The sequence below is a fragment of the Halopseudomonas sabulinigri genome, from assembly GCF_900105255.1.
GTDB lineage: Bacteria > Pseudomonadota > Gammaproteobacteria > Pseudomonadales > Pseudomonadaceae > Halopseudomonas > Halopseudomonas sabulinigri.
In genome coordinates this window covers 3,125,001-3,150,931 of sequence record NZ_LT629763.1, presented here as the reverse complement: position 1 = coordinate 3,150,931, position 25,931 = coordinate 3,125,001, and the positions used below count along the sequence as shown (strand labels likewise).

Sequence of the window (25,931 nt, the reverse complement as noted above, 5' to 3'; positions counted from 1 at the left end):
GAAATCCGATTTGGCTTTTCATTGTTATGTCCTGACTCATAGCCAATGCTCAACGAGGTTAGCATGGAAACAACAATAACAAATCTGAACCCTACCGTAGTTGTCGCCGCGATCTTCTTCGGTTTCATCATTTTGGAAATGGTGCTCGGGCGCTTTTTCCAACCCAAGGGCGAGCGCCGTGACGCGCTGCTCGAAACCATCGGCTCCACCCTGCTGCTGGGGGTGACTGTACCCGCCATCACCTTTGCGTCTGCCGCCCTGCTCGGTCACTTCCTGCCCCAGTGGAAAGACAGCCTGGCGGGCATCCCGTGGATTGCCGGCTTCGCCCTGTTTCTGCTGCTCGATGACATGACCCAGTACTGGTGGCACCGCCTGGCACACCGCGTGCCCTGGCTGTACGACCTGCACCGTGCACACCACTCGGCCAAGTACATGAGCATCCGTATCGTCTACCGCAACAACAGCTTTTATTACTTGCTGATGCCCGGCATCTGGCTCTCCGGCATGCTGATCTACATGGGCTTGGCGCATGTGTATTTCGTGTACCTGATTATCAAGCTGAGCGTGATTTTCGGCGCCCACAGCAGCGTGCCCTGGGACGCCAAGCTGTACAAGATCAAGGCGCTGCAGCCTTTGATGTGGCTGGTCGAGCGCACCATTTCCACCCCGGCCACGCATTCAGCGCACCATGGCCTGAATGCCGATGACGGCGTGACCAACTACAAGGGCAACTTCGGTAACCTGTTATTCTTCTGGGACGTGCTCTTTGGCACCGCCAAGATTACCCGTCGGCGCCCGACCGAGTACGGCATCGAAAATATTCGCCCGGCGAGCTGGCAGCAGGAGCTGTTCTGGCCACTGGTGCGCAAGCCAGCGCGCCGTAAAAAACCCGCCGCGCCCACCACAGAGGCTTCTTCATGAGTTTACGCATTACCCTGATCGCCGGCTCCAACCGCCCGGACGCCCAGAGCAGCCGGGTAGCCCGCTACCTGGCTGCGCGCTTGCAGCAACTGGGCGCCGAGAGCGACATCATCGACCTGGCCGCCGAACCCTTGCCGCTGTGGCCAGCAGAAACTGACAACAACCCCTGGCCTGACATGGCCGAGAAGTTGCGCGCGGCGCAGGCGGTAGTCGTCATTACCCCCGAGTGGCACGGCATGGCCTGCCCGGCGGTGAAGAACCTGTTCCTCTACGCTGGGCGCCGCGAGCTGGCACACAAGCCAGGGCTGCTGGTGAGCGTCTCTGCGGGACAGGGCGGCGCCTATCCGATTGCCGAGATGCGTAGCTCCAGCTACAAGAACTGCCGGCTGTGCTACCTGCCGGAGCACCTGATCATTCGCCATGTGGAGTCGGTGATGGGTGAACAGGATGGCGGCGAGGATGATCAACGCATCCGCGCCCGCGCTGACTGGTCACTGCAGTTGTTGCTGGATTACGCCGGCGCCATGCGCGAGCTGCACGAGAAGCACCGCAGCCCACCGCCGGACTTCATGAACGGTATGTAACGAACGGCATCAGCTGGCGCCCGGACTCAGGTCCAGCCCGCTGATGCGCCGCACCGGCGTTTGCACCGCCGCCTCCAGCACACCGAGGCGACTTTCCAGCAGGCTGAAGTGTTGACTGGCGCGGGTAATGGCGGTGTAGACCAGTTCCTTGGTCAGCACCGGGTTGCGCGCCTCCGGCAGCACCAGCACAGCGTGCTCGAACTCCGAGCCCTGGGACTTGTGCACGGTCATGGCAAACACCGTTTCCACCTCTGGCAAACGACTGGGCAGCACAAAGCGAATGCCGCCCTTGCCATCATTGCGCGGGAAGGCAACGCGCAGCGCTTCGGTTTCCGACTGACCGGCGTGCAGGGCCGGCTCACGAATGCGCAGGGCAATGCCGATATCGCCGTTCATCAAGCCCAGACTGTAGTCGTTGCGGGTCACCAGCACCGGGCGTCCTTCATACCAGAGCGTGTCGGCACGCAGCAGGCCGCGGCGGGTCAGCAGATCGGCGACCCGCTGGTTGATACCTTCGACGCCCCATTCGCCCCGGCGTACCGCACAGAGCAGCTGAAAGCGATCAAAGGCATTCAGCACGGCAGCAGCCCAGGCTACCCAGCGCGGGTCATCAGCAGGTACATCTGCTCCCGGGCGCTGCTCCCTGAGTGTGCTCAGATAAGCACCATAGCCCGGCAGCGCCCCGTCACCACCCAGCACCAATGCGCTGAACGCGGGATCGTTGCTGCCATTCAGGCGGCGACTCTGGATGTCATCAAATTTGCCACGCTGCAGCAGATCGCGCGCGGCGGTGGCATCGCAGCGGTTCACGGCGCGGGCCAGCTCGCCGATGCCGCTGTCGGCGCCAAAGCGGTGGGAGTGGCGCAGCATGGCGGTTTGCTGCTCCAGCAGATGGGTCGACTCGTCGCCGGGCTGCAGGCCGCTGCCTGCCAGCGACTGCCCACTCACCTGCTGCAGCCAATCGACCGTGGCCGGTGAGTAGCAGCCGGCGTCGGCGCGGCGACACAGATCGCCCAGCACCGCGCCCGCTTCCACCGAGGCGAGCTGATCCTTGTCACCCAGCAACACCAGGCGCGCCTGCGGCGGCAGAGCGGCCAGCAAGTTGGCCATCATTTCCAGGTCGATCATCGAGGCTTCGTCTACCACCAGCACATCCAGTGCCAGCGGGTTGCCCGCGTGATGGCGGAAGTGGCGGCTCTCCGGCAGGCTGCCGAGCAGACGATGCAGCGTGCTGACTTCGGTCGGAATCGCGTCGCGCACCGCTTTGTCGACTGGCAGTGCTCCCACTTGCCGCCCAATCGACTCGGTCAGCCGCGCAGCGGCCTTGCCGGTCGGTGCGGCCAGGCGAATACGCAGCGGCTTATCCGCTTCCACCGCGGGCGTCTGCAGCAGCGCCAGCAGGCGCACCACCGTGGTGGTTTTACCGGTGCCGGGGCCGCCGGTGATGATGCTGAAGCGCCCGCGCGCCGCCAGCGCGCAGGCAATGCGCTGCCAGTCCGGGTTCTGCTGACTGCCGGTAAACAGGGCATCGAGCCGCGCGGGCAGGTCCCCTGCCACAGGCAACGGTTGCTGCAGGCGCTGATGCAGAATCGATACGACCTGCCGCTCGTGCTGCCAGTAGCGGCGCAGATACAGGCGTTGGCCGATCAGCACCAGCGGGCAGCTGCCCTGCTCCGGCGGCTGACTATCAACTACCCGGCTGGCCCGCAGCGCCTCGCACCATAGTTCCAGCGTGACGCCCGCCAGCACGGCCGAAGGCAACGGCGTGTCGAGCAGGCTTTCGCCCTCCGGTGGCAGCGACAAGGCAAAGTCCGGTTCGGCCAGCGTCGCGGCCAGATCCAGGCAAACATGCCCATGGCCCAATTGATGGCTGACCAGCGCCGCCGCCAGCAGCACTGCCGGGCCGGTGTCCGGTGCCTGCTCCAGCAAAAAGCCAGCGAAGGCGCGGTCCAGCGCGCGCAGCCAGCCGTTGGCCTGCCAGTCATCCAGCAATTGCAGCAGCGCGGCTGCGCTATCGAGCTGCTCTGCAGAACGGTCGAGCGTGCCGAGCAGATCCAGTTGATCACCCTGCATGGTCAATCTCCTCAACCGGCTGACCGGCAAACAGGCGATCCAGTGTTTCAATCAGTTCGCGCGGCGGGCGCTGATGGCAGAGGCCGCCGTTCTCCGCGTCGACGCCGCGGACAAACCAGTAAAGCGCACCGCCAATGTGGCGGTCGTAATCATAGTCCGTCAGCCGTGCCTGCAACTGGCGGTGCAGCGCCAGCAGGTAGAACACGTATTGCAGGTCGTAGCGGTGTTCCAGCAGCGCCCGGCTCATGGCCGCCTCGCTATAGTCGGCCGGGGTCGCACCCAGCCAATTGGATTTGTAGTCGAGCACGTAATAACGCCCTTCATGCTCCAGCACCAGGTCGATATAGCCCTTGAACAGGCCATTCAGGCGGTCACGCTGCAACGCCGGGCGCGGCAACCCGTCCAGCGTCATCGCCGTGACCAACCGATCGATCTGCTGCACGTCGACCTTGCTGGCGGCAAACATAAAGGCCATTTCGCTCTGGTAACGCGACGGCGGCAGCTCACCCAGCGCCAGCTCGGTACTGGGTACTAGCCCCGGGCGCTGCAGCAATTGCCCCAACCAGTCACTCAGACACTCACTCCACTCACCCCAGCCTCTACGCTGGCAACGCGGCGCCAGCCAGCGGTGGCAACGCTCGGCATCCTTCAGCGCCGCAAAGCCCTCCTGCGCCGCCAACTCCAGCAAGCCGTGCAAAAAGGTGCCGGGCTGCGGGCCACGCGGGAAGCGGTGAATGGTCGGCTGCTCGCCACGGCGCAGCGGCACAAAGCGACTCTGGCGCTCGTCGTCGGCAATCCACTCGGCCAGCGCACTGTCGGTACTCTCTCCGCTGAGCGCCAACGCACTGTAGGAACCGATCCACCAGGAATCGAAACGCCCGTGCGCCGGGCTGCGGGCATCGACCAGCGCCGGGCCGTCATTCAGTTGCGCCAGCCGCTCATCACGGACCTCTGGCGCGGCCTGCAGCGCGACCACCTCGCCGTCCGGCTGCCAGCGGGTCAGCCAGTCTTTCAGTTGAGTAGACGACTCCAGCGCGGCGCCACCGCCGAGCAGCCAGGCGATCGCGCCGTGATGCAGCACCGACTGCTTGTTGTTGCCACTCTTGAGGTCGGCCATACCCAACCAGCAGGCGTGGCGGGCGCGGGTCAGCGCCACATAAAGCAACCGCAGATCTTCACCCAGTCGCTCGCGGTCGGCCTCGGCCACCTGATCCGCGTCCGGCTTCAATACCCAGCCGTCACTCAGGCGCAGCGGCTGATCCGCCCGCACCGGGCGACTCAGGCAAATGAAGGGCAGAAATACCAGCGGGTACTCCAGACCCTTGGACTTGTGGATGGTCACCACCTTAACCAGCTCGGCGTCGCTTTCCAGCCGCAGCACCTGTTCGTCCCCTGCGCCCTCGTCAGCGCGGCGGATCAGCTCGGCCAGATGGCGGATAAGCGCCTGCTCACCATCCAGCTCGCGGGCCGCGCGTTGCAGCAGCTCGGCCAGATGCAGCAGGTTGGTCAGCGCCCGCTCGCCATCGTCCTGCTGTTGCAGCCGGGCAGGCAGCGCAAAGTCGTGCAGCAGGCGGTGCAGCATCGGCAGCACACCCTGGCGCTGCCAGATGCGGCGATAATCGCGGAACTGGTCGACCCGCTGCTCCCACAGGCGCTCGTCCTGATTCAACTGATCCAGTGCTTGCCAGTTGAGGTGCAGGCTGTGGCTGGCGAGTGCCGCGCGCAGCAGGCGGTCGTTGCCGGGCTCGGCACAGGCGCGCAGCCAGCGCAGCACATCCTGCGCCTGCTGCGTTGCCAGAACCGAATCCTTGTCAGACAGATAGACGCTGCGCACACCGCGAGCGGCCAAGGCATCACGAATCAGCTGCGCCTCGCGGCCGGTACGCACCAGCACCGCCATATCGGCCGGGCGTACCGACACAAACGGCTTGTCGCTGCGGGCAAAGCCAGCGCGGCCCTGCTGTCCGGCCTGCAGCAAGGCGGTCATTTCGCTGGCGCAGCGCTCGGCCATTTCCCGCCGATAGGTGTCACCCGTCAGCGGCTCTTCGGACTCCAGCAGCCAGGCGGTCAAGGCCGGCGCCTGTTCACCCTGATAGCTCCACACTTCGCTGCGCCCGCGCGCCTGCACCGGCAAAAACGGCATGGGGTTATCGTCGCCCTGGCGGAACAGGAAGGCGCCAGCGGCAAAGTGCTGCTCTGCCTGCTCGAATACCCGGTTCACCGCCGTGACCATCGCCTGGCTGGAGCGGAAGTTGGTATCCAGATTCTCGTGCCGCCCGGCGGTGTCGCCACGGGCCCGCAGGTAGGTGTGAATATCCGCGCCGCGGAAGGCGTAAATCGCCTGCTTGGGGTCGCCGATCAGCAGCAGCGCGCTGTCCTGATCATTTTCCGCTACCCGGTAGATTCGGTCGAAGATGCGGTACTGCAACGGGTCGGTATCCTGAAACTCGTCGATCAGCGCGACCGGGAACTGCTGGCGGATCACCTCCGCCAGTCGGTCGCCGTTGGGGCCCTGCAGCGCGGCATCGAGCCGGGTCAGCATGTCATCAAACCCCATCTGCGCGCGGCGACGCTTTTCCTGCTCGAAACGCACCGACATCCAGTCCGCCGCGTGGCGCAGCGCATCACCCTCGGGGTTGGGCAATGCGGCCAGCGCCTCGCGCAATTGCGGCAAGCCGCGCAACGCCGGGTGATCGGGCACGGCGCCCTTCTTCCAGGCCTCGCCGAGGCCGTCTTCGCTGAGCCGGGCCCAGGCTGCCGGCGGCAACTCTAGCTTCACCTGCTCGGGCGCCAGCGCCCACTGGCGCAGAGTTTCGAACCAGGGCGCGTAATAGCGCTTCTGAATCTTGCGTTTGTCGACCACGCCCTGCTCTACCGCCTGATCCAGCAGCGCTTCAAGGCTGTCTGCCAAGTCGGCACACGGAGCCTTGAGTTCAGCCAGTTGCGCATCGCGCTGGGCCAGAGCTTCGTCCAGCAGCGCTTGCAGTGCCGTTGTCGGTTCATTTGCAGCGGGGGTGAACAGCAACCGTGCCTTACCGAGCAGCGCTTCCGGCTGCTGCCAGCTTTGCTGCACCCAGGCGAGCGCTGAACCCTGCAAGTGATAGCAATGCAATCGCCAGTAGTCACGCGCGACCTCGGCCAGCAGGTCGCGTTGGTCAGTTTCTAGCGTCTGGGTAAACAGGCTGCCGCTGTCGAAGGCGTGCTCGCGCAGCATGCGCTGACACCAGCTGTGAATGGTCGAGACCGCGGCCTGATCCATCCACTGGGCGGCGATATCCAGCTTGCGCGCGGCGCTGGCGTGTTCGGTTTCGGGGATGTCCGCCAGCAACCCGGCGACGATCGGGTCCGGCTCATTCAATTCGCCACGGAAGGCCTGCGCGCCCTCGACCAGCCGCGCGCGAATGCGGTCGCGCAGTTCCTGGGTCGCGGCTTCGGTAAAGGTTACGACCAGCACATCCGGCGGCAGCAGTTCACGGCTGAAGGCGCTTTCGCCCTCGCCGTGGCCCAGCACCAGCCGCAGATACAGCGCAGAGATGGTGAAGGTCTTGCCGGTACCTGCACTGGCTTCAATCAGGCGGCTACCGCGCAGCGGGCAGCGCAGGGCCAAGGGGCGTTGGTTGCTCATGCTTCGCCCTCCGATGCCTGCGTAATCATCAGCCATTCATCCTCAATTGCCTGCGCCAGCGGCTGATAGAGTGACTGCGCCCAGCCGATGAATTCGTCGTTCGCCTGCAGGCTGGCAAAGTCGGGAAAGCTGCGTTGCAGTGCCGGGCTGCCGTCCACCTCGCCACGGCTGAAATCGTTGCCCTCGTAACAGAGTTTGGCAGCACCCAGACGTTTCTCGTCCTTGCCCTCGGTCAGCCAGGCAAAGGCGGTTTCTACTGCCACAGGCAGCGGTCGCTTCAGGCCTTGGAGGTAGCCAAGCAACCAGTCATTCACGATGTGCTCGGCACGCTCCTGCTCCAGCGGCAGCAGTTGAATACTGGCGTCGGCGCTGATCAGGCAAGTGGTGAGTCGATGGCCCGAGGCCGCGGCCAGCACATGCTGGCACAGCTCACTCAGCAGTTTGCGCCAACGCGGCACGTCTTTCTTACCGAGCAGTTTGCCGGTGACCAGCTGCACGCGCATCAGGCCATCGAGCTGGGCGCAGCGGCGCACACCGGCGAGCCAGCTGACTACCTCAATCTTCGCTTCTGCCGTACGCGCCGACGCCTGCAGCGGCAGCGGATACTCCAGCGGCTGGTCCCACAACAACAGTTGCTCACGGAAGCGCTCCAGCTGCCCGCCCAGCGGCTCAACCAACTGGGCCAGCGTCAACTCACCAAAACCGGCCAGCGGCAGGCTGCCACGCTGTTGCAGGCGACTGGCCTGCTCGACCAGCAGGGCCTGCCAGTCATCCTGCAAATCGGCCTGCTGCACCTGCTCCAGCAACCACTGGCTGAGCTGGTGCCGTTGCAGACCGTCGAGCGCAAAGGGTTCGTCGTCTTCGGTGTTGCTTTGCTGTTCCTGCAACCACACCTTCAGCCGGGCGGCAAAGAAGTGCTCGACCGGGTTACGCAAAAAGCGCTGCAGCGCCAGCAGCTCGATGGGCGCTTCCAGCGTGACCGGCGCCAGCGGCTGGTCGGCGTCCTCCTCGGCATGAGGATCGTGCAGCTGACGCCACTCGCAGGCGTAACTGAACAACGCGGAATCGGCGCTGAAATAGGCGCGGCTGAAGGGCTGCAGCGGATGCTCGACGGTCAGCGCGTGCAACAGATCAGCGTCATCCGCCGTGTGCCAACCAGCGGCCAAATGGTCGCGCAGCTGGCCGATCAGCACCGACGGCGGCCGTTCGCTGTTATCACGAATGCTGCGACCCACCCAACTGATATGCAGCGCATCGCGGGCCGAGAGCAGCGCTTCCAGCAGCAGGTAACGGTCGTCTTCGCGCCGCGAGCGGTCGCCCGGGCGGTAGTCCTTGCCCATCAGGTCGAAATCCAGCGGTGGTTGCGCGCGTGGGTAGTCGCCGTCGTTCATGCCCAGCAGGCAGATGCGTTTGAATGGAATGGCGCGCATCGGCATCAACGTGCAAACGTTGACCGCACCGGCGAGAAAGCGCTGACTGAGCTGGCTCTGGCCGACACCATCGAGCCAGGCTTCCGCCACCACGTTGAGCGGCAGCGCAACATCCAGCGCAACGCTGTCGCATAGCTCCAGCCAGTTGGCCAGCCCTTCGTGCAGCTGCGCCAGCAGCAGCTGGTCCCGATCACTCTCGGCTAGAAAGAAGTCATCCAGCAGCTGACGCAGGCGTTCGCCCCAGACTACCGGCAGCGCCGCGTCAGCCAGCTGGGTTTCGTGGCGATCCAGCGCATCGATCAGGCCGCTGAGCGGGCCGATCAGCGCGGCATCCAGCCCGCCGATTTCGTCATAGGGTTCGATCTGCTGCCACGCCTCGGCACCGCCGCTGGCGTAACCCAGCAACATGCGGCGCAGGCCGAAACGCCAGCTGTTGGCTTCCAACCCGTCTGGCAAACCCAGAGCGGCGCGGCGCTGCTGATCCAGCCCCCAACGGATGCCTGCGCCCTCGATCCAGCGCTGCAGAGTCGGCAGATCGGCCTCACTCAGACCAAAGCGGCTGCGCAGCGCCGGCACATCGAGCAGGTCCAGCACCTCGCTGACCGGCAGACGGCTGTCGGGCAGGCGCAGCAAATGCTCCAGTGCAATGAGCAGCGGTTCCTGGCCGCGCTGGCCTTGATCGGCCAGGGTAAAGGGGATCGCCCGCGGGTCGTCACCGCTGTGCTGACCGAACACCGCCTGAATGTGCGGCGCGTAGAGATTGACGTCCGGCACCATAACGATGATGTCGCGCGGTTTGAGGTCCGGGTCAGCAGCAAAGGCGGCGAGCAGCTGATCGTGCAGTACTTCCACCTCGCGCTGCGGGCTGTGTGCCAGATGAAAGCGGATGGACTGATCACGCGCCGGGTCGACCGCCGGCCACAATGCGCGAGACTCGGCCAGCGGCCGCAGGTGCAGGATGTCCTGCTGCAGCTGCTGCAGTAATGTGTCGCCAGTGGGCGCTTCAAACAGGTCAACCCGGCCACCGGCGATATCGGCGAAGCGCGCTTCGTAACTGGCGCGCTCGTCGTGCTGATCGAGCAGGTTGATGTAGTCACGGCCCTGCTTGCCCCAGGCGGCCAGCAGCGGATGGGCGTGCTGATGCAGGGTGCTGTCGTCCAGCTGAATCGGGCTGCCCGGCCGCCGTTGGTGACGGCGGTATTCGTGGCGCAGCAGGTCCTGATCGGCAACGATATCGCCCCAGTGGTACTCGCAGGGGTTGAGGACGCAAAGCAGCACCTGTGAGAAGCGCCCGATCACCGCCAACGCTTCCAGCGTCTGGGCGGGCAGCGACGAGATACCAAAGACGATCACCCGCCTCGGCAGGCTGGCCGGTCGGCTGTCACAGTCGAGCAGGTACTGGACAAAACGCGGATGAATACCGGCCCGGCTGTCGCTCAGGCGCTCAGCCCCCACGTCCGCCAGCACAGCACGCCAGAGCGCCGGCTGCCAGCGCTCTTCATCATCCAGCGGTCGCGCGCCGGTGCGCGCCAGGCCAATATGATCACGCCCGGCGGCCCAGTCGTTCAGCCAGTCGGCGCGGTAGACCTGATACTGGTCGAACAGGTCGGCGAGCCGCACCGCCAATTGATAGCGCTTGCGGCAGTCGTGGTCGTCGGCGAGAAAGCGTTTGAGCGGCGCAAAATCGGGCTGATCCTGCAGTGCGGGCAGCAAGCGCATCAGCCGCCAGGTCAGCGGCAGTTTATCCAGCGGGGATTGTTCCGGCACACTGTCGCGCCCCAAAACGCCGCGGTAGCTGTCCCATAGAAACCGCGCCGGCAGCTGCACATCCAGCGCCGCCGCGATGCCGCAGCCGCCCTGAGCAGGGTCTGCCGCCAGCGCCATCTGCAGCCACTGGGCAATACCGTTGCTCTGCACCAGGATGACTTCGTTTTCCAGCGGCGCCAGCGGATGCGCCCGCATCCAGTCCACCGCCAGTTCACGCAGGGTCTCCAGGCGGTTGCCGTGGATGATCATCAAACCGGGGGCGAGGCTGTTGGCGTCCTGCATGGGGGCTCCTTACGGGTGAAGAGACCGCAGTCTATCACCGCACTGCGACAGACGCGGTCGCAGTTAGACGCCTAGACCTGGCTACCCAGAAAACGTCGCTCCCAGGGGGTTATCTCGTCCATGAAACTCTCCAGCTCCATGCGTTTTGTCGCCAGATAACCGTTGATGAACTCGGCACCAAACAGCCCGCGCGCGATCTCGCTGCGGTCCAGCCGGTGGATCGCCTCATGCAGCGTACCAGGCAGAACCAGCTCATCCGGCGCAGTGAATTCGCCCTGCGCCGGCGCGCTCGGTTCACAGCCGTGGTCGATACCATAAAGGCCGGCAGCCAGTGAGGCGGCGACCGCCAGATAGGGGTTGGCGTCGGCCCCGGGCAGGCGATTCTCAACCCGTCGCGCAATCGGCTCGCTGGCGGGAATGCGCAAGCCGGCGGCGCGATTGTCGTGCGACCAGCAGAGATTGTTGGGTGAGGCATAAGCATGGCAAAAGCGTTGGTACGAGTTCACGTAAGGCGCCATCAGCAAGGTCAGCTCGGCCATGCAGTGCTGCAAGCCGCCGATGAAATGGTTAAAGGCAGCGGTCGGCTGCTGGGTGGTCGCCTCGGTAAAGATGTTTTGCCCACTAGCCTGATCGACAATGCTCTGATGAATGTGCATCGAGCAACCCGGCACGCGGGCCAGCGGCTTGGCCATGCACACGGCGATCAACCCGTGTTTGAGCGCGACCTCGTGCAGCATGTGCTTGAACAGAAAGGTCTGGTCGGCAATCAGTACCGGATCGCCATGCACAAAGTTGATTTCGAACTGACTGACGCCCATCTCGTGCATGAAGGTGTCACGCGGGATACCCAGCGCCGCCATGCCCGCGCTGATTTCGTCAAAGAACGGCTTGAGGCCATTACTGGTGCTGACACTGAACGCGCCAGCCCCCACTTCACGGCGGCCGTCGAGCCCAACCGGCGGCTGGAAGGCCTGGGTATCGTCACGGTTGGGCTCAAACAGGAAAAATTCCAGCTCGGTCGCCACTACCGGCTGCCAGCCGCGCTCGGCGTACCGGTTGACCACCTTGCGCAGCAACGCGCGGGTCGACAGGCCCGACAGCTGGCCATCCAGCTCCACCGCCTCGCAGATCGCCAGCGCGCGGGACTGATCCAGCCAGGGCAGCACGTGCACCTGATCGGCTTGCGGGCAGAGCACCAGATCGCCGTCGTCGTGCCCATAAAACTCGGCCTCGGGATAGCCGCCCATGATGCACTGCAGCAGCACGCCGCGCGCCAGCTGCAGGCGCCGCTCGCTGAGAAAACCCTCCACCGTCATGACCTTGCCACGCGGCACCCCGTTCAGATCCGGGGTTACACATTCAATATCAGCCACACCCGCCAACCGCTCGGACATGGGAACTGCAGACAGGGGGGACGTCATGGCGCGACTACCTTTGCTGGCCGGTTTGCCGAAAATGGCGTTGCCGGATGATACCCCATCCGCTTGCAAGCAGACCAACCGAGTGAGAACGCGACTGTCCCAGCGAGCCATCGCGACAGCGACAGGACACTTGCAAATGGAACGAACATTCATTCATTATTGGTCGGCCAATATGCTGCAACCGCAGCGACCATAAAGACAAGAAAGGTACTCCGATGAAATCAGTTGCCCGCCGTGGTTCAAGGCTCAGCCTTGGCCTGCTCGTGTTGCTGTTGTCCGGCTGTTTAAGCAGCGGTGACGGCAGTGACTCGGATAATTCCACCACCCCGCCGCCTCCGGCCGCCGATACCCGCGAAAACAGCGTCTACCTGCAGGCCGCCGCTATAGGTGTTGCCGACCTGGACGCAGCCCTCAAGGTCTACAAAGAAGGTCTCGGCATGACCGAGATCAAGCGCGTTATCCGCGATGACCGCATCGAAGTGGTGCTGCAGTCCGCCGACAAGCGCGGCTCCAATGTCGTATTGATGAGCTTTACCGATGGCGTGGGCCGCAACACCCAGCAGAACCCCGGCAAGCTGGTGTTTTACGTAAAAGATCCGGCCGCCTTTGCCACCCGCTTTACCCTCGCCGGCGGGCGCATCACCGTACCGCCCGCGCCCCAGGCCAGTGTCGGCGGCATTGTGGTTGGCTTTGGCCGTGATCAGGACAACAACCTGATCGAGATTACCGGCAGCGACGACGCCACCGACTCCTACTTCAGTGCTTTCGGCATTGGCGTGTCTGATCTGGAGTCAGCGCGTGACTTTTACGTCGAGACCCTGGGTTTCGAGGAAGACCAGTTCCTGCAGATTCCCGGACAGTACGATGAGTACATCCTCACCTCGCCGGTGCCCGGTAGCTCAGCGCTGGTGCTGATGCACTGGACCAGCGCCACGCCGCGCAACTACACCGACAACCCAGTCAAGCTGGAGCTGGCAGCCGCGCAGCCGCAGCGACTGCGCGATGCGATCAGCGAGGCTGGCGAGAACGTTAGCCAGGAGCCCGCGCCTTCTGCCGACGCCGACCTGAACGACGCCCTGGTCGGTTACGCCTCGGATGCCGACGGCACCCTGCTGGAAATTCGCCAGTCGATCCGTGCCTATCTGAGCGGCGCCGCGATTGGCGTGGCCGACCTGGACGCCGCTGTCACCTTCTATACCGACGGCCTGGGCATGCAGGAAATGGAGCGCCGTACCCGCGACAACCGCGAAGAAGTCGTGCTGGAATCTGCCGACGGCCGTGGCTCGCAGGTAATCCTCATGGGCTTTACCGACGAGGTTACCCGCAACTATCGCCAGAATCCGGGCAAGCTGGTGTTTTACGCCAAAGACGCCAACGTTTTCGCCCAGGACATTCGCGATGCCGGCGGCGTGGTGCTGGTCGAGCCTGTAGACCAGGGCCCTGCACTGGGTAATGCGATAGTCGGTTTCGCTCGTGATCTGGACAACAACCTGGTCGAGATCGTCGGCGATAGCGCCGCTAGCGAGTCCTACTTCGGTGCCTTCGGTATCGGCGTCAGTGACCTCGCGGCCGCCAAAGCGTTCTATGCCGATACCCTGGGCTTCAAGGTGTCGCTGTTTCTGCCCATTCCCGGCCAGTACAACGAGTACATCCTGCAGGGTTACGGCGGTTCGGCACTGGTATTGATGAACTGGACCAATGGCACGCCGCGCAATTACACCGACAACCCGGTCAAACTGGAGATCGCGACTGCGTCACCGGAGGCATTCATCGAGACTATCGATACGGCCGGCGAGCGCGTGCTGCAAGAGCCCGACGTATCCGAGGATGCCGGGCGCGAAGGCGAGCTGGTCGGCTTCGCCAAAGACGCCGACGGTACGCTGCTGGAAGTACTGCTGGCGCCCTGGGGGCAACCAACAGACGCGCCCTGAAGTGCGAAACTAAAAAGGCCAGCTGAGAAGCTGGCCTTTTTATTAACGCAAACCGCACTTGGAATCCGCTGTCAGAAGCTCAGTGCGCGGTCGCCCTGCTCATCCTTGACGCGGGTCGGCAGACCCATTTCGTTCAGCAGGTTGATGAACGGCTTGGCGTCCAGCTCTTCCACGTTAACCATCTTCTGCACGTCCCAGGCGCCATTGGCGATCAGGATGGCCGCCGCGACTGGCGGTACGCCCGCGGTGTAGGAGATACCCTGACTGCCCACTTCGGCATAGGCTTCAGCGTGATCGGCCACGTTGTAGATGAACACTTCCTTGTCCTTGCCGTCCTTCTTGCCCTTGACCACATCACCGATGCAGGTTTTGCCGCTGTAATCCGGCGCCAACGAAGACGGATCAGGCAGTACGGCCTTGACCACCTTGAGGGGCACCACTTCCAGACCTTCAGCGGTGGTGACCGGCTGTTCGGACAGCAGCCCCAGGTTCTTCAGCACGGTAAACACATTGATGTAGTGCTCGCCAAAACCCATCCAGAAACGCACATTCGGCACCTTCAGGGTTTGCGACAGCGAGTGCACTTCATCGTGACCGGTCATGTAGCTGGTCTGCGAGCCAACTACCGGCAGATCATCGGTACGCTTGACCTCGAACATCTGGTTGCTGGTCCACTGGCTGTTCTGCCAGGACCAGACCTGACCGGTGAACTCACGGAAATTGATTTCCGGATCGAAGTTGGTCGCAAAGTACTTGCCGTGGCTGCCGGCGTTGATATCAATGATGTCGATCGAGTCGACGCTGTCGAAGTATTCATTGTAGGCGACGCTGGCATAGGCGTTGACCACGCCCGGATCAAAGCCGACGCCCAGAATCGCAGTAATGCCATTCTGCTCACAAAGCTCACGGCGTTTCCACTCATAGTTGGCATACCACGGCGGGGTTTCGCAGATCTTGGCCGGGTCTTCGTGGATGGCGGTATCCAGGTAGGCAGCACCGGTTTCGATGCACGCCTGCAGTACCGACATATTGATAAAAGCGGATCCAACATTGATGACCAGTTGCGACTCGGTCTTGGCGATCAGCGCCTTGGTAGCTTCCACATCCAGCGCATCCAGCGCGTGAGCCTGCAGCTCACCGGCGGTTTTCAGACTACCCTTTTCACGCACGCTGTCGACCAGCGCCTGGCACTTGTCGAGTGTCCGTGAGGCGATATGAATGTCGCCCAACACATCGTTATGCTGCGCGCACTTATGTGCAACCACCTGGGCTACACCGCCGGCACCAATAATCAGAACGTTTTTCTTCATTGCTCTTCCTCGCAACGCCTCCTTGGATAAAGGCTGGGTTGTGGCCTCAGGAGAGGCTTTCTAGGTAATCCTGGAAACCGAACTCACGGACCAATTGCACATCACCATCAAGTTGCTTGATCGCAATGGCGGGCATGTTCACGCCATTGAACCAGTTCTTCTTGACCATGGTGTAACCGGCCGCGTCGATAAAGGAGAGACGATCGCCAACGTTCAGTTCGCGATCAAACTGGAACTCGCCGAAGATATCGCCAGCGAGACAGGATTTGCCGCACACCATGTACTGGTGCGGGCCATCACAGGGTGCCATCTTGGCATCCTGGCGGTAAATCAGCAGATCCAGCATGTGCGCTTCGATCGAGCTGTCGACCACCGCCAGCTGCTTGCCGTTATAGAGGGTGTCGAGCACGGTCACTTCCAGCGAGGTGCTGAGCGTGATCGCCGCTTCGCCCGGCTCCAGATACACCTGCACAGCGTACTTTTCGGAGAAGGCCTTGAGTCGCGCGCAGAACAGATCTACCGGGTAATCGTCGCCGGTAAAATGAATGCCGCCGCCCAGACTGACCCACTCTACCTGCTGCAGCAGGTGACCAAAGCGCTCTTCAATCTGGCCGAGCATTTGATCGAACAGGGCAAAGTCGCCGTTCTCACAGTTATTGTGGATCATGAAACCGGAAATCAGCGGCAGCACGGCCTCGATCTTCGCCGCATCCCACTCGCCAAGGCGGCTGAAGGGACGCGAAGGATCAGCAATCAGAAAATCGGAACTGCTGACGCCGGGGTTCAGCCGCAGGCCGCGTACTGTATCGGCCGACGCATCGCTAAAGCGCTGCAGCTGGCTGATGGAGTTGAAGATGATCTTGTCCGAATTGCTCAGCACTTCCTCAATTTCGTCGTCGGCATAGGCCACGCTGTAGGCGTGGGTTTCACCGCCAAACTTGAGGCGCCCTAACTTGACCTCATTCAATGACGAGGATGTGGTGCCATCCATGTACTCACTCATGAAGTCGAACACGGACCAGGTGGCGAAACACTTGAGGGCCAGCAGGGCCTTGGCTCCGGAGTGTTCGCGCACGTAGGCGATCCTCTCCATGTTCTGCTTCAACTTGCTCTTGTCGATGAGATAGTACGGCGTCTTGATCAATTCGGTTATTACCTCCAGCTGTCAAAAGCCCACAGTGATCGGGCGTTGGAAAGCGCGCGATTATAGTTTAACCAGGCGGTTGCTTCGATAAAAAATTCCCCCGCCGCCAGCCGCGTGAAGACCCCAAGGGTACACCGGCAATGCTTCAATTTCACTTCAGCGCCCAGAATCATGCGTAACACGCATCAAATAAACAATCAAAATGCATTAGCCATATAACCAGGACACTACCTATAGTTGATATAGCGCCACCATTTCTTTCGCTTACAACAATAGCGCGTCATCCAGTGACGCCAGCCAATTCTGGGAGACACCCGATGCGATCACGTACCCTTGTCCACTGCCTGAGCGCTCTGGCCGCGAGTATCAGCCTGAACAGCTTTGCTGCGCCCAACGCGGCGACCGACACCACTGCCGCGCACAACAAGGCGGTCCTGCAGCAGCTTCCCTTCGCCGACAAGCAAGCCTTCAGCGATGCCGAGCGCGGCTTTGTGGCCAAGCTACCGGATGGCAAGGTCACCAACGACAACGGCTCCGTGGCCTGGGACATGAGCGAGTATGGCTTCCTCAACCAGGAAGACGCTCCGGACACCGTCAACCCCAGCCTGTGGCGGCAGGCGCGCCTGAATGCCATTCATGGTTTGTTCAAGGTGACCGATGGCGTGTATCAGATTCGCGGCATGGATCTGGCCAATATGACTATCATCGAAGGCGACACCGGGCTGATCATTATTGATCCCCTGCTATCGCCGTCCACCGCCAAGGCCGGTCTGGAGCTGTACTACCAGAACCGCCCAAAGAAGCCTGTTGTGGCGGTGCTCTACACTCACAACCATGTTGACCACTGGGGTGGGGTAAAAGGCGTGCTTGACGAAGCAGACGTCAAGGCCGGCAAGGCGCACGTCTACGCACCTGCTGGTTTTATGGAGCACGCGGTGTCCGAGAACGTGATCGCCGGCCCGGCAATGAGCCGCAGGGCGGCGTACCAGTTTGGCGCGACGCTGCCACCAGGCGAGCGCGGGCATGTCGACACTGGTCTGGGCAAAGCGCTGTCCAAGGGAGATCGCACCCTGATTGCGCCTACCGATACGGTACCGGACAACGCCACGCTCACCATCGATGGCATCGAAGTGCAGTTCCAGATGGCGCACGGCACCGAAGCCGAGTCGGAAATGATGATGTACTTCCCCAAATTCAAGGTACTGGATACCGGCGAAGTCACCAGCCAGCACATGCACAACGTGTATACCATCCGCGGCGCCGCGGTGCGCGATGCCAGCGCCTGGTCGCATTATATTGATGTGGCACTCGAGCGTTTTGGTGACAACACCGATGTACTTATTGGCCAGCACCACTGGCCAGTCTGGGGTGAAGACAAAACCAAAACGTTTCTGTCGGTGCAGCGCGACATGTACAAATACCTGCACGACCAATCAGTCCGCATGATCAACAAGGGCTACCTGCCGGGCGACATCGCCGAGCAGCTCAAATTGCCGGAGAGCCTGGATCAACAGTGGTATGCGCGTGGCTACTACGGCACGCTGAGCCATAACGCCAAAGCCATCTATCAGCGCTACATGGGCTGGTACGATGCCAACCCGGCCAACCTCAATCCGTTGCCGCCAGCACAAAACGCGGCCAAGACGGTTGAGTATATGGGCGGAGCGGAGAAGGTGATTGAGCAGGCGCGCAAGGATTACGCCAACGGCGAATATCGCTGGGTGGCCTCGGTGATGAGCCAGGTGGTCTTCGCCGAACCCGACAACCGGGCGGCACGCGAGCTGGGAGCCGATGCGCTGGAACAGCTCGGTTATCAGGCCGAAGCCGGCACTTGGCGCGGCGCCTATCTCACCGGCGCCATGGAGCTGCGCGACGGCTCGACCAAACCCACGGACGGCTCGCTCTCGCCCGACGTACTGCAGGCGTTGGACACCGGCATGTTCTTCGACCTCATGGCGGTGCGTCTGGACGCGGCCAAGGCCAACGGCAAGCATCTGGTGATCAATTGGCAGTTGAGCGATACCAAGGAAAACTACCGACTGAATCTGGAGCACTCGACCCTGACCTATCGCGCCGACGCTCAGGATGACGACGCACAAGCGACCGTTGTAATGACGCGAGAAACCCTGAATCAGATCCTGCTGAAGCGCACCACCTTTCCGGAAGCGGTGAAAGCAGGCCAGATTACGGTATCGGGCGAACCTCAAGCGTTCTTCGGGCTGCTGCAGATGCTGGAAGTACCTTCCGGCAGCTTCCCGATCATTGAGCCAGTAAAAGACTAAGACGCCAGCAACCAAGAAAACCCGCCACTCGGCGGGTTTTCTGCATCAGGGTTGCTGTAAAGAAGTCATCAGCCGCCCGGTAAAGAAGGCCCGCTGCTTGCCGAGATTGAACAGGCGCGGCGCAAACAGCCAGCTTTGGGTCACGCCCATCAACTGGGTATAGACTAACAGTGCCAATTGCTCTGGCGCTTGCGTCTGCGGCACACTGCCGTTGGCCTGTGCCGCTACCAGCAACTCTTGCAAGGTACCTATCATGCTGCGCGTCAGCTTGCGCTCACGCTTTAGCGTCGCGGCAACCGCGTCGGTCAGCTCGGTCTTGTTCAACAGAATCTCGAACGACTGCCGAAACCAGGCATCTTCCACCAGCAAATCAAACCAGCGCGCGACAAAACGCTCGATGGTCGCCAGCGGCGGCAAGGCGGTACCACGCGCCTCTGCCACCAGCAGTTCCAGCGGCTCCTGAGAATAGGCCAGCACGGCCTGAAAAAGATCGTCCTTCTTCTTGAAGTGCCAATAGATGGGGCCACGACTATAACCGGCTTCAGTGCCAATCATCGCCAAGGTGGTATTCGAATAGCCGTTGCGACTGAACAGCGTCAGCGCGGCTTCAATGATTTTAAGGCGGGTTTTTTCCGCGTCTTCTTTGGTTCTGCGCATGGGTGTTCCAACAGATGTTGCCGGCAACCTGGCTGCCGGCAACAGTCAGGCGTGATCAGAGAGCGCCATCGGCCGCCATCTGCATGTACTCGGTATCAAAACGCAGCTTGATATTACCGGTATCGCCCAGGGTTTTGTCGTTGGGCAGACTGATACCGACGAAATCGGCAGAATCCGCGCCTTCGCCCAGCAGCCCTTTCTCGAACGAGAACTGACGCACGCTATCCATCGCTTCGACAGCTTCTGCGCTGCGGATGAAAGTCAGTGCATCAGCCGGCTGCCAGAACATCTTCATGCCCGCCAACTGAGCCTCATAACCGGCTTGGTCGGTACCCGAGGCTTCACCCAGGGCGGCGCGGGCTTTCTGACCGGCTTCGCTGTCGGTGCCCATTTCGGCCATCAGCTCGAACCAGGCACCTACCAGAGCCTTACCCAGCGCGGGATTGTCCTTCAGGGTTTGCGTGTTGACGATGGTCAGGTCCTTGATGTGGCCGGGGATCTGGCTGGAGTCGAACACGCGATTGGCGCCCGGCATCGTCAGAACTTCATCCAGCAGCGGATTCCAGGTGACGACGTTTTTCACTTCCGGCGTATTGAAGGCAGCAACCATATCCGCATCGCTGGTGTTGACTACAGTAACGTCGCTCTCGGTCATACCCACGGAATCCAGCGCACGAGCAAGCAGGTAATGAGAAACCGACAGCTCGACCAGATTGACCTGCTCGCCCTTGAGGTCTTTCAGGTCGCTGCTGCCTTTCATCACGATGCCGTCGTTACCGTTGGAGTAGTCACCAACAATCAACGCGGTGGTATCCACGCCGCCGGCAGCGGGAATCGACAAGGCATCCATACTGGTCGCTACCACACCGTCAAACTGGCCGGCGCTGTACTGGTTGATGGACTCGATGTAGTCATTGATCTGCACGATCTCGACTTCAATGCCGTATTTATCAGCCCATTTTTTCATCAGCCCGGACTCGTCGATGTATTTCCACGGAATCCAGCCAGCATAAATACTCCAGGCCAGCTTGAAGCTGTCTTTCTCTTCCGCCGAGGCGACCGGCACCATTACCGTGCTAGCAGCCAATGCAATGAGTGCACCGGAAACAACCTGCTTGAAACGTCGTGCAAAAGGTACGGACTTTTTCATGACTCTACTCCAGATGGTTTTTAGTTATCACCTTAGCTACAGGTAGACAGCAAGAACCGGGCCGCCGGCAGCGACCCGCTCGGATCAGAAGAACTTGAGGTAGCGCTTGAGCTCCCAGTCGGAAACGTGGGTGTGGTACTCGGTCCACTCCTGGCGCTTGTAGTTAACAAAGCTAGCGAACATGGCATCACCGAACACCGCTTTGGATAGAGGATCGGCCTCGAAGGCGTCGATAGCTTCGCCGAGGTTCTGCGGCAGCATTTCAATGTCCATTTCGCGAACCTGCTGGTCGGTGTAGTTGTACATATTCTCGCGGTGCGGTGCGCCCGGATCCATGCCCTCGCGAATGCCTTCAAGTCCCGCAGCCAGCATCATCGCTGCGCCCATGTAGGGATTACAGGCGATATCCGCCGCCCGACATTCGACCCGCGCCCCCTGGGATGGGATCCGCAGCATGTTGGTGCGGTTGTTGTTGCCGTAGCAGACGAAGACCGGCGCCCAGGTCGAGCCCGACATGCTGCCCTTGCGTACCAGCCGTTTATAGCTGTTGACGGTCGGCGCGATCACCGCACTGATTGCCTTGGCGTGCTTCATAATCCCGGCAATAAAGTGGTACGCCATTTCAGTCACCCCACAGCCGTGCGGATCACTGCCATTGGCCACGTCGAACAGGTTCTTGCCGGTTTCCCGGTCCGCCAACGACATGTTGTAGTGCGCACCACTGCCGGTGCGGGTGGCCGAGGGTTTGGGCATGAAGCTGGCAAAAGCACCGTGCTTGCGCGCGATCTCGTTGGCCATCAAGCGAAAGAACACCAGACGGTCGGCCATCCCCAGCGCGTCGGTATAGGTGAAGTCGGTTTCAAACTGGCCGTTGGCATCCTCGTGATCGAAGGAGTAAACATCCCAACCCATCGCGTTCATAGCCTCGACCAGCTCGCCAATAATGGGCATGTTGTCCATTAATCCGCGGGGGTCGTAACAGGGTTTGGCCAGGGTATCGCGGGCACTGATGGGCTCAAAAGAGCCGTCATCGCTGTCCTTGAACAGGAAGAACTCGGTCTCAATACCCAGGTTGAAAGTCAGCCCGAGATCAGCTGCAAGGCTGACCTGCCGCTTGAGAATATTGCGCGAGCAGGCCTCAAAGGGCGCACCATCCAGGTAAAGGTCACTGGCAAACCAGGCCAGTTCAGGATTCCACGGGCAAACCGTGGCGGTGGAGGCGTCAGGCATGGTGGCGACTTCGTTATCGCTGATATCCTGCGGCACCCCATCCAGCGCAGCGCCCGTATACAACTCCGAGCCCTTCATCATGCGGCCAAGGTGCTCCAGCGGCACAAACTTGCCCTTGATGACGCCATGCAAATCTACATAACCGCCGAGCGCATACTTGACGCCCTGTTCGTGCAGGTTCTGTTTCAGTTGCTCGGTTGTAGCGTGCTCACTCATGCTGATACTCCGTTGATTCTGACCGCACCCGCTGCGGTAACTGGTACGGATCTTTCATTCAATATACATGCCAGCATGCATGTATATTGAATGGATAGCGCCCATTTACAGCAGCCGAGAAACACCAAGCGGATACGTGGAACACCAATTTATGAAATTAAATCAGACAGTTGTTAAAACTTACCGGGCCAGAAATTTCAGTCTCCAGAGCGGCGAGACACTCCTTGACGCTCAGTTAAGCTACGCACAGGTAGGCCAGTTGAACGCCGATAAGAACAACCTGGTCGTGCTGCCCACGTACTATGGTGGAACACACGAAGGCAACTTGCCCCTGATTGGTGCAAACAGCGCCCTGGACCCCGAGCGTTACTGCATCGTCATACCCAACCTAATAGGCAACGGCCAGTCCAGCTCCCCAAGCAACGCACACCCGGAGCAGCGAAACGCTCGCTTTCCAACCATCAGTCTGTATGACAATGTCTGCCTGCAGCATCAGCTCGTGCAGGAAACCTTTGCCAATGCATCTATCGCCTTGGTAGCAGGGTGGTCCATGGGCGGCATGCAGGCTTTGCAGTGGGCATGCCTATATCCAGAGCAAGTCCGTGCAGTTGCCAGCATCTGCGCCACCGCCCGCTGTTGGCCGCATAACCAGGTATTTCTCGAAGGAGTGAAAGCCGCGCTGACCTGCGACCCGAACTGGGATAACGGTGACTACACGACACCCCCCGCCGCTGGGCTTAAGGCATTCGCTCGCGTTTACGCCGGCTGGGCCTACAGCCAGGCGTTCTATCGCAACGAAACCTATCGTCAACTCGGCCACCAGTCCATCGAAGACTTGCTGCGCTTTTGGGAGGACGATCATCTGCAGCAGGATGCAAATGACCTGCTGTGCATGCTGAATACTTGGCAAACAGCCGATATCAGTCGGAACCCCATATTCAATGGCGATATGACGGCAGCACTCGGCGCCATCCAGGCCCGCACTCTGATCATGCCCGGCAGCAGTGATCTGTACTTCACAAAAGAAGACGCGGCTTACGAAGCTGGGTTTATTCCGGATGCCCGGCTGAATGTACTCAGATCTGAATGGGGACATTGCGCAGGTGCACCTGGGCGAAACGCCGCAGACACACGGTATATTCTTGGCGAGATTAATCAGTTACTGACGAAAAAATGAGCCAATGAAAAAGGAGACCAAAGCCTCCTTTTTTCAGTCATCAGAAGTTGTAACGTACGCCAGCAGACAACAAGTCCACATCATAGGCGTCTGCAACGTCGTTATAACGCTCAGACTCAGCAACAACCTCAAAGGTAGGTCTCTTGAGCTTGCCGGCCTAGCACGGCCTTTTCTCCCGCCCAAAGTAAAACCCCCGATCTGTTTCCAGATCGGGGGTTTTGGTATAAGCGCTTGACGATGACCTACTCTCACATGGGGAGACCCCACACTACCATCGGCGATGCATCGTTTCACTTCTGAGTTCGGGATGGGATCAGGTGGTTCCAATGCTCTATTGTCGTCAAGCAATTCGTTACTGCCCGGCGAGCCGAACAGCTTAAAAGCTTGAATAGGTGATAGAAGAACGGTAAGTCGTAATCTCGACAAGTTCTAGAATTGTCATTCTGTGTGCCTGATAACACCAGATTGCTTGGGTGTTATATGGTCAAGCCACACGGGCAATTAGTATTGGTTAGCTCAACGCCTCACAGCGCTTACACACCCAACCTATCAACGTCGTAGTCTTCGACGGCCCTTTAGGGGAGTCAAGCTCCCAGTGAGATCTCATCTTGAGGCAAGTTTCCCGCTTAGATGCTTTCAGCGGTTATCTTTTCCGAACGTAGCTACCCGGCAATGCATCTGGCGATACAACCGGAACACCAGGGGTTCGTCCATCCCGGTCCTCTCGTACTAAGGACAGCCCCTCTCAAATCTCAAACGTCCACGGCAGATAGGGACCGAACTGTCTCACGACGTTCTAAACCCAGCTCGCGTACCACTTTAAATGGCGAACAGCCATACCCTTGGGACCGGCTTCAGCCCCAGGATGTGATGAGCCGACATCGAGGTGCCAAACACCGCCGTCGATATGAACTCTTGGGCGGTATCAGCCTGTTATCCCCGGAGTACCTTTTATCCGTTGAGCGATGGCCCTTCCATACAGAACCACCGGATCACTAAGACCTACTTTCGTACCTGCTCGACGTGTTGGTCTCGCAGTCAAGCGCGCTTTTGCCTTTATACTCTACGCACGATTTCCGACCGTGCTGAGCGCACCTTCGTACTCCTCCGTTACTCTTTGGGAGGAGACCGCCCCAGTCAAACTACCCACCATACACTGTCCTCGATCCGGATAACGGACCAGAGTTAGAACCTCAAAGTTGCCAGGGTGGTATTTCAAGGTTGGCTCCACGCAGACTGGCGTCCACGCTTCGAAGCCTCCCACCTATCCTACACAAGCAAATTCAAAGTCCAGTGCAAAGCTATAGTAAAGGTTCACGGGGTCTTTCCGTCTAGCCGCGGATACACTGCATCTTCACAGCGATTTCAATTTCACTGAGTCTCGGGTGGAGACAGCGCCGCCATCATTACGCCATTCGTGCAGGTCGGAACTTACCCGACAAGGAATTTCGCTACCTTAGGACCGTTATAGTTACGGCCGCCGTTTACCGGGGCTTCGATCAAGAGCTTCGCCGAAGCTAACCCCATCAATTAACCTTCCGGCACCGGGCAGGCGTCACACCCTATACGTCCACTTTCGTGTTTGCAGAGTGCTATGTTTTTAATAAACAGTTGCAGCGGCCTGGTATCTTCGACCGGCGTGGGCTTACGGAGCAAGTCCTTCACCCTCACCGGCGCACCTTCTCCCGAAGTTACGGTGCCATTTTGCCTAGTTCCTTCACCCGAGTTCTCTCAAGCGCCTTGGTATTCTCTACCTGACCACCTGTGTCGGTTTGGGGTACGATTTCTAGTTACCTGAAGCTTAGAAGCTTTTCCTGGAAGCATGGCATCAACCACTTCGCGTTCTAAAGAACACTCGTCATCAGCTCTCGGCCTTAAGCGCCCGGATTTACCTAAGCACTCAGCCTACAACCTTAAACACGGACAACCAACGCCGTGCTGGCCTAGCCTTCTCCGTCCCTCCATCGCAGTAACTAGAAGTACGGGAATATTAACCCGTTTCCCATCGACTACGCCTTTCGGCCTCGCCTTAGGGGTCGACTCACCCTGCGTCGATTAACGTTGCGCAGGAACCCTTGGTCTTCCGGCGTGGGAGTTTTTCACTCCCATTGTCGTTACTCATGTCAGCATTCGCACTTCTGATACCTCCAGCCAACTTCTCAATTGACCTTCACAGGCTTACAGAACGCTCCTCTACCGCTCATCATAAGATGAACCCGTAGCTTCGGTGTATGGTTTGAGCCCCGTTACATCTTCCGCGCAGGCCGACTCGACTAGTGAGCTATTACGCTTTCTTTAAAGGATGGCTGCTTCTAAGCCAACCTCCTAGCTGTCTAAGCCTTCCCACATCGTTTCCCACTTAACCATAACTTTGGGACCTTAGCTGACGGTCTGGGTTGTTTCCCTTTTCACGACGGACGTTAGCACCCGCCGTGTGTCTCCCGTGCTGACACTCGCTGGTATTCGGAGTTTGCATCGGTTTGGTAAGTCGGGATGACCCCCTAGCCGAAACAGTGCTCTACCCCCAGCGGTGATACACGAGGCGCTACCTAAATAGCTTTCGAGGAGAACCAGCTATCTCCGAGCTTGATTAGCCTTTCACTCCTATCCACAAGTCATCCGCTAACTTTTCAACGGTAGTCGGTTCGGTCCTCCAGTGCCTGTTACGGCACCTTCAACCTGCCCATGGATAGATCGCCCGGTTTCGGGTCTATACCCAGCGACTAAACGC

Annotated in this window: 14 protein-coding genes and 2 rRNA genes (1 of these 16 only partly in view); 5 read left to right on the top strand and 11 right to left on the bottom strand. The window is 60.5% G+C overall.

Annotation, left to right across the window (positions count from 1 at the left end; genetic code table 11):
- Positions 1 to 63 precede the first annotated feature (63 nt).
- Both BLU26_RS14345 and BLU26_RS14340 read left to right on the top strand, forming a co-directional pair.
- Positions 64 to 921 carry a sterol desaturase family protein gene (locus tag BLU26_RS14345; protein WP_092288505.1) on the top strand — a complete coding sequence of 286 codons (858 nt, stop codon included), beginning with the start codon at positions 64 to 66 and terminating at the stop codon, positions 919 to 921.
- On the top strand, positions 918 to 1,505 hold the full coding sequence (locus tag BLU26_RS14340; protein WP_092287559.1) for an NADPH-dependent FMN reductase: 588 nt from the start codon (positions 918 to 920) through the stop codon (positions 1,503 to 1,505). Before BLU26_RS14345 ends, BLU26_RS14340 begins: the two co-directional genes overlap by 4 nt.
- 9 nt (positions 1,506 to 1,514) lie before the next feature.
- Here BLU26_RS14340 and recD read toward each other — a convergent pair whose 3' ends face one another.
- From recD to BLU26_RS14320, 4 genes are all read right to left on the bottom strand, one after another.
- A complete protein-coding gene (recD, locus tag BLU26_RS14335) occupies positions 1,515 to 3,578 on the bottom strand; it encodes an exodeoxyribonuclease V subunit alpha (RefSeq protein ID WP_092287558.1) in 2,064 nt (687 codons plus the stop codon).
- Positions 3,568 to 7,203: an exodeoxyribonuclease V subunit beta gene (recB, locus tag BLU26_RS14330; RefSeq protein ID WP_092287557.1), complete on the bottom strand. Its 3,636-nt coding sequence runs from the start codon at positions 7,201 to 7,203 to the stop codon at positions 3,568 to 3,570. Before recB ends, recD begins: the two co-directional genes overlap by 11 nt.
- Positions 7,200 to 10,682: an exodeoxyribonuclease V subunit gamma gene (recC, locus tag BLU26_RS14325; protein ID WP_092287556.1), complete on the bottom strand. Its 3,483-nt coding sequence runs from the start codon at positions 10,680 to 10,682 to the stop codon at positions 7,200 to 7,202. The genes recB and recC overlap by 4 nt, the downstream gene beginning before the upstream one ends.
- Positions 10,683 to 10,753: 71 nt before the next feature.
- Positions 10,754 to 12,103 carry a glutamine synthetase family protein gene (locus tag BLU26_RS14320; protein WP_092287555.1) on the bottom strand — a complete coding sequence of 450 codons (1,350 nt, stop codon included), beginning with the start codon at positions 12,101 to 12,103 and terminating at the stop codon, positions 10,754 to 10,756.
- 215 nt (positions 12,104 to 12,318) lie between these two features.
- Here BLU26_RS14320 and BLU26_RS14315 point away from each other — a divergent pair, with 215 nt between their 5' ends.
- A complete protein-coding gene (locus BLU26_RS14315) occupies positions 12,319 to 14,034 on the top strand; it encodes a VOC family protein (RefSeq protein ID WP_092287554.1) in 1,716 nt (571 codons plus the stop codon).
- A gap of 71 nt (positions 14,035 to 14,105) precedes the next feature.
- Here BLU26_RS14315 and BLU26_RS14310 read toward each other — a convergent pair whose 3' ends face one another.
- Positions 14,106 to 15,344: a saccharopine dehydrogenase family protein gene (locus BLU26_RS14310; RefSeq protein ID WP_092287553.1), complete on the bottom strand. Its 1,239-nt coding sequence runs from the start codon at positions 15,342 to 15,344 to the stop codon at positions 14,106 to 14,108.
- Between the two features lie 46 nt (positions 15,345 to 15,390).
- Positions 15,391 to 16,488, bottom strand: coding sequence for a carboxynorspermidine decarboxylase (locus BLU26_RS14305; protein WP_092287552.1), 1,098 nt, complete (start codon positions 16,486 to 16,488; stop codon positions 15,391 to 15,393).
- Positions 16,489 to 16,805: 317 nt separating this feature from the next.
- Between BLU26_RS14305 and BLU26_RS14300 the strand changes: the two genes are divergently transcribed.
- Positions 16,806 to 18,770, top strand: a complete 1,965-nt coding sequence (locus BLU26_RS14300; RefSeq protein ID WP_092287551.1) for an alkyl/aryl-sulfatase — start codon at positions 16,806 to 16,808, stop codon at positions 18,768 to 18,770.
- A 45-nt stretch (positions 18,771 to 18,815) separates the two neighbouring features.
- On the opposite strand, the gene BLU26_RS14295 is transcribed toward BLU26_RS14300, so the two are convergent.
- From BLU26_RS14295 to glnT, 3 genes are all read right to left on the bottom strand, one after another.
- Positions 18,816 to 19,427 (bottom strand): TetR family transcriptional regulator, encoded by a 612-nt coding sequence (locus tag BLU26_RS14295; protein ID WP_092287550.1) that lies wholly within the window; start codon positions 19,425 to 19,427, stop codon positions 18,816 to 18,818.
- 55 nt (positions 19,428 to 19,482) lie between these two features.
- Entirely contained in the window at positions 19,483 to 20,577 is a 1,095-nt protein-coding gene (locus BLU26_RS14290) for a putative urea ABC transporter substrate-binding protein (RefSeq protein WP_092287549.1), read from the bottom strand.
- Positions 20,578 to 20,661: 84 nt separating this feature from the next.
- Positions 20,662 to 22,023: a type III glutamate--ammonia ligase gene (glnT, locus tag BLU26_RS14285; protein ID WP_092287548.1), complete on the bottom strand. Its 1,362-nt coding sequence runs from the start codon at positions 22,021 to 22,023 to the stop codon at positions 20,662 to 20,664.
- 151 nt (positions 22,024 to 22,174) lie between these two features.
- Here glnT and BLU26_RS14280 point away from each other — a divergent pair, with 151 nt between their 5' ends.
- The gene (locus tag BLU26_RS14280; RefSeq protein WP_092287547.1) at positions 22,175 to 23,200 is read left to right on the top strand and encodes an alpha/beta fold hydrolase; all 1,026 of its coding nucleotides are present in this window, start codon (positions 22,175 to 22,177) and stop codon (positions 23,198 to 23,200) included.
- A 229-nt stretch (positions 23,201 to 23,429) separates the two neighbouring features.
- On the opposite strand, the gene rrf is transcribed toward BLU26_RS14280, so the two are convergent.
- Positions 23,430 to 23,545: ribosomal RNA gene (gene rrf / locus BLU26_RS14275) — 5S ribosomal RNA — on the bottom strand.
- Positions 23,546 to 23,680: 135 nt separating this feature from the next.
- Positions 23,681 to 25,931, bottom strand: a 23S ribosomal RNA gene (locus BLU26_RS14270) (it continues 638 nt past the right edge of the window).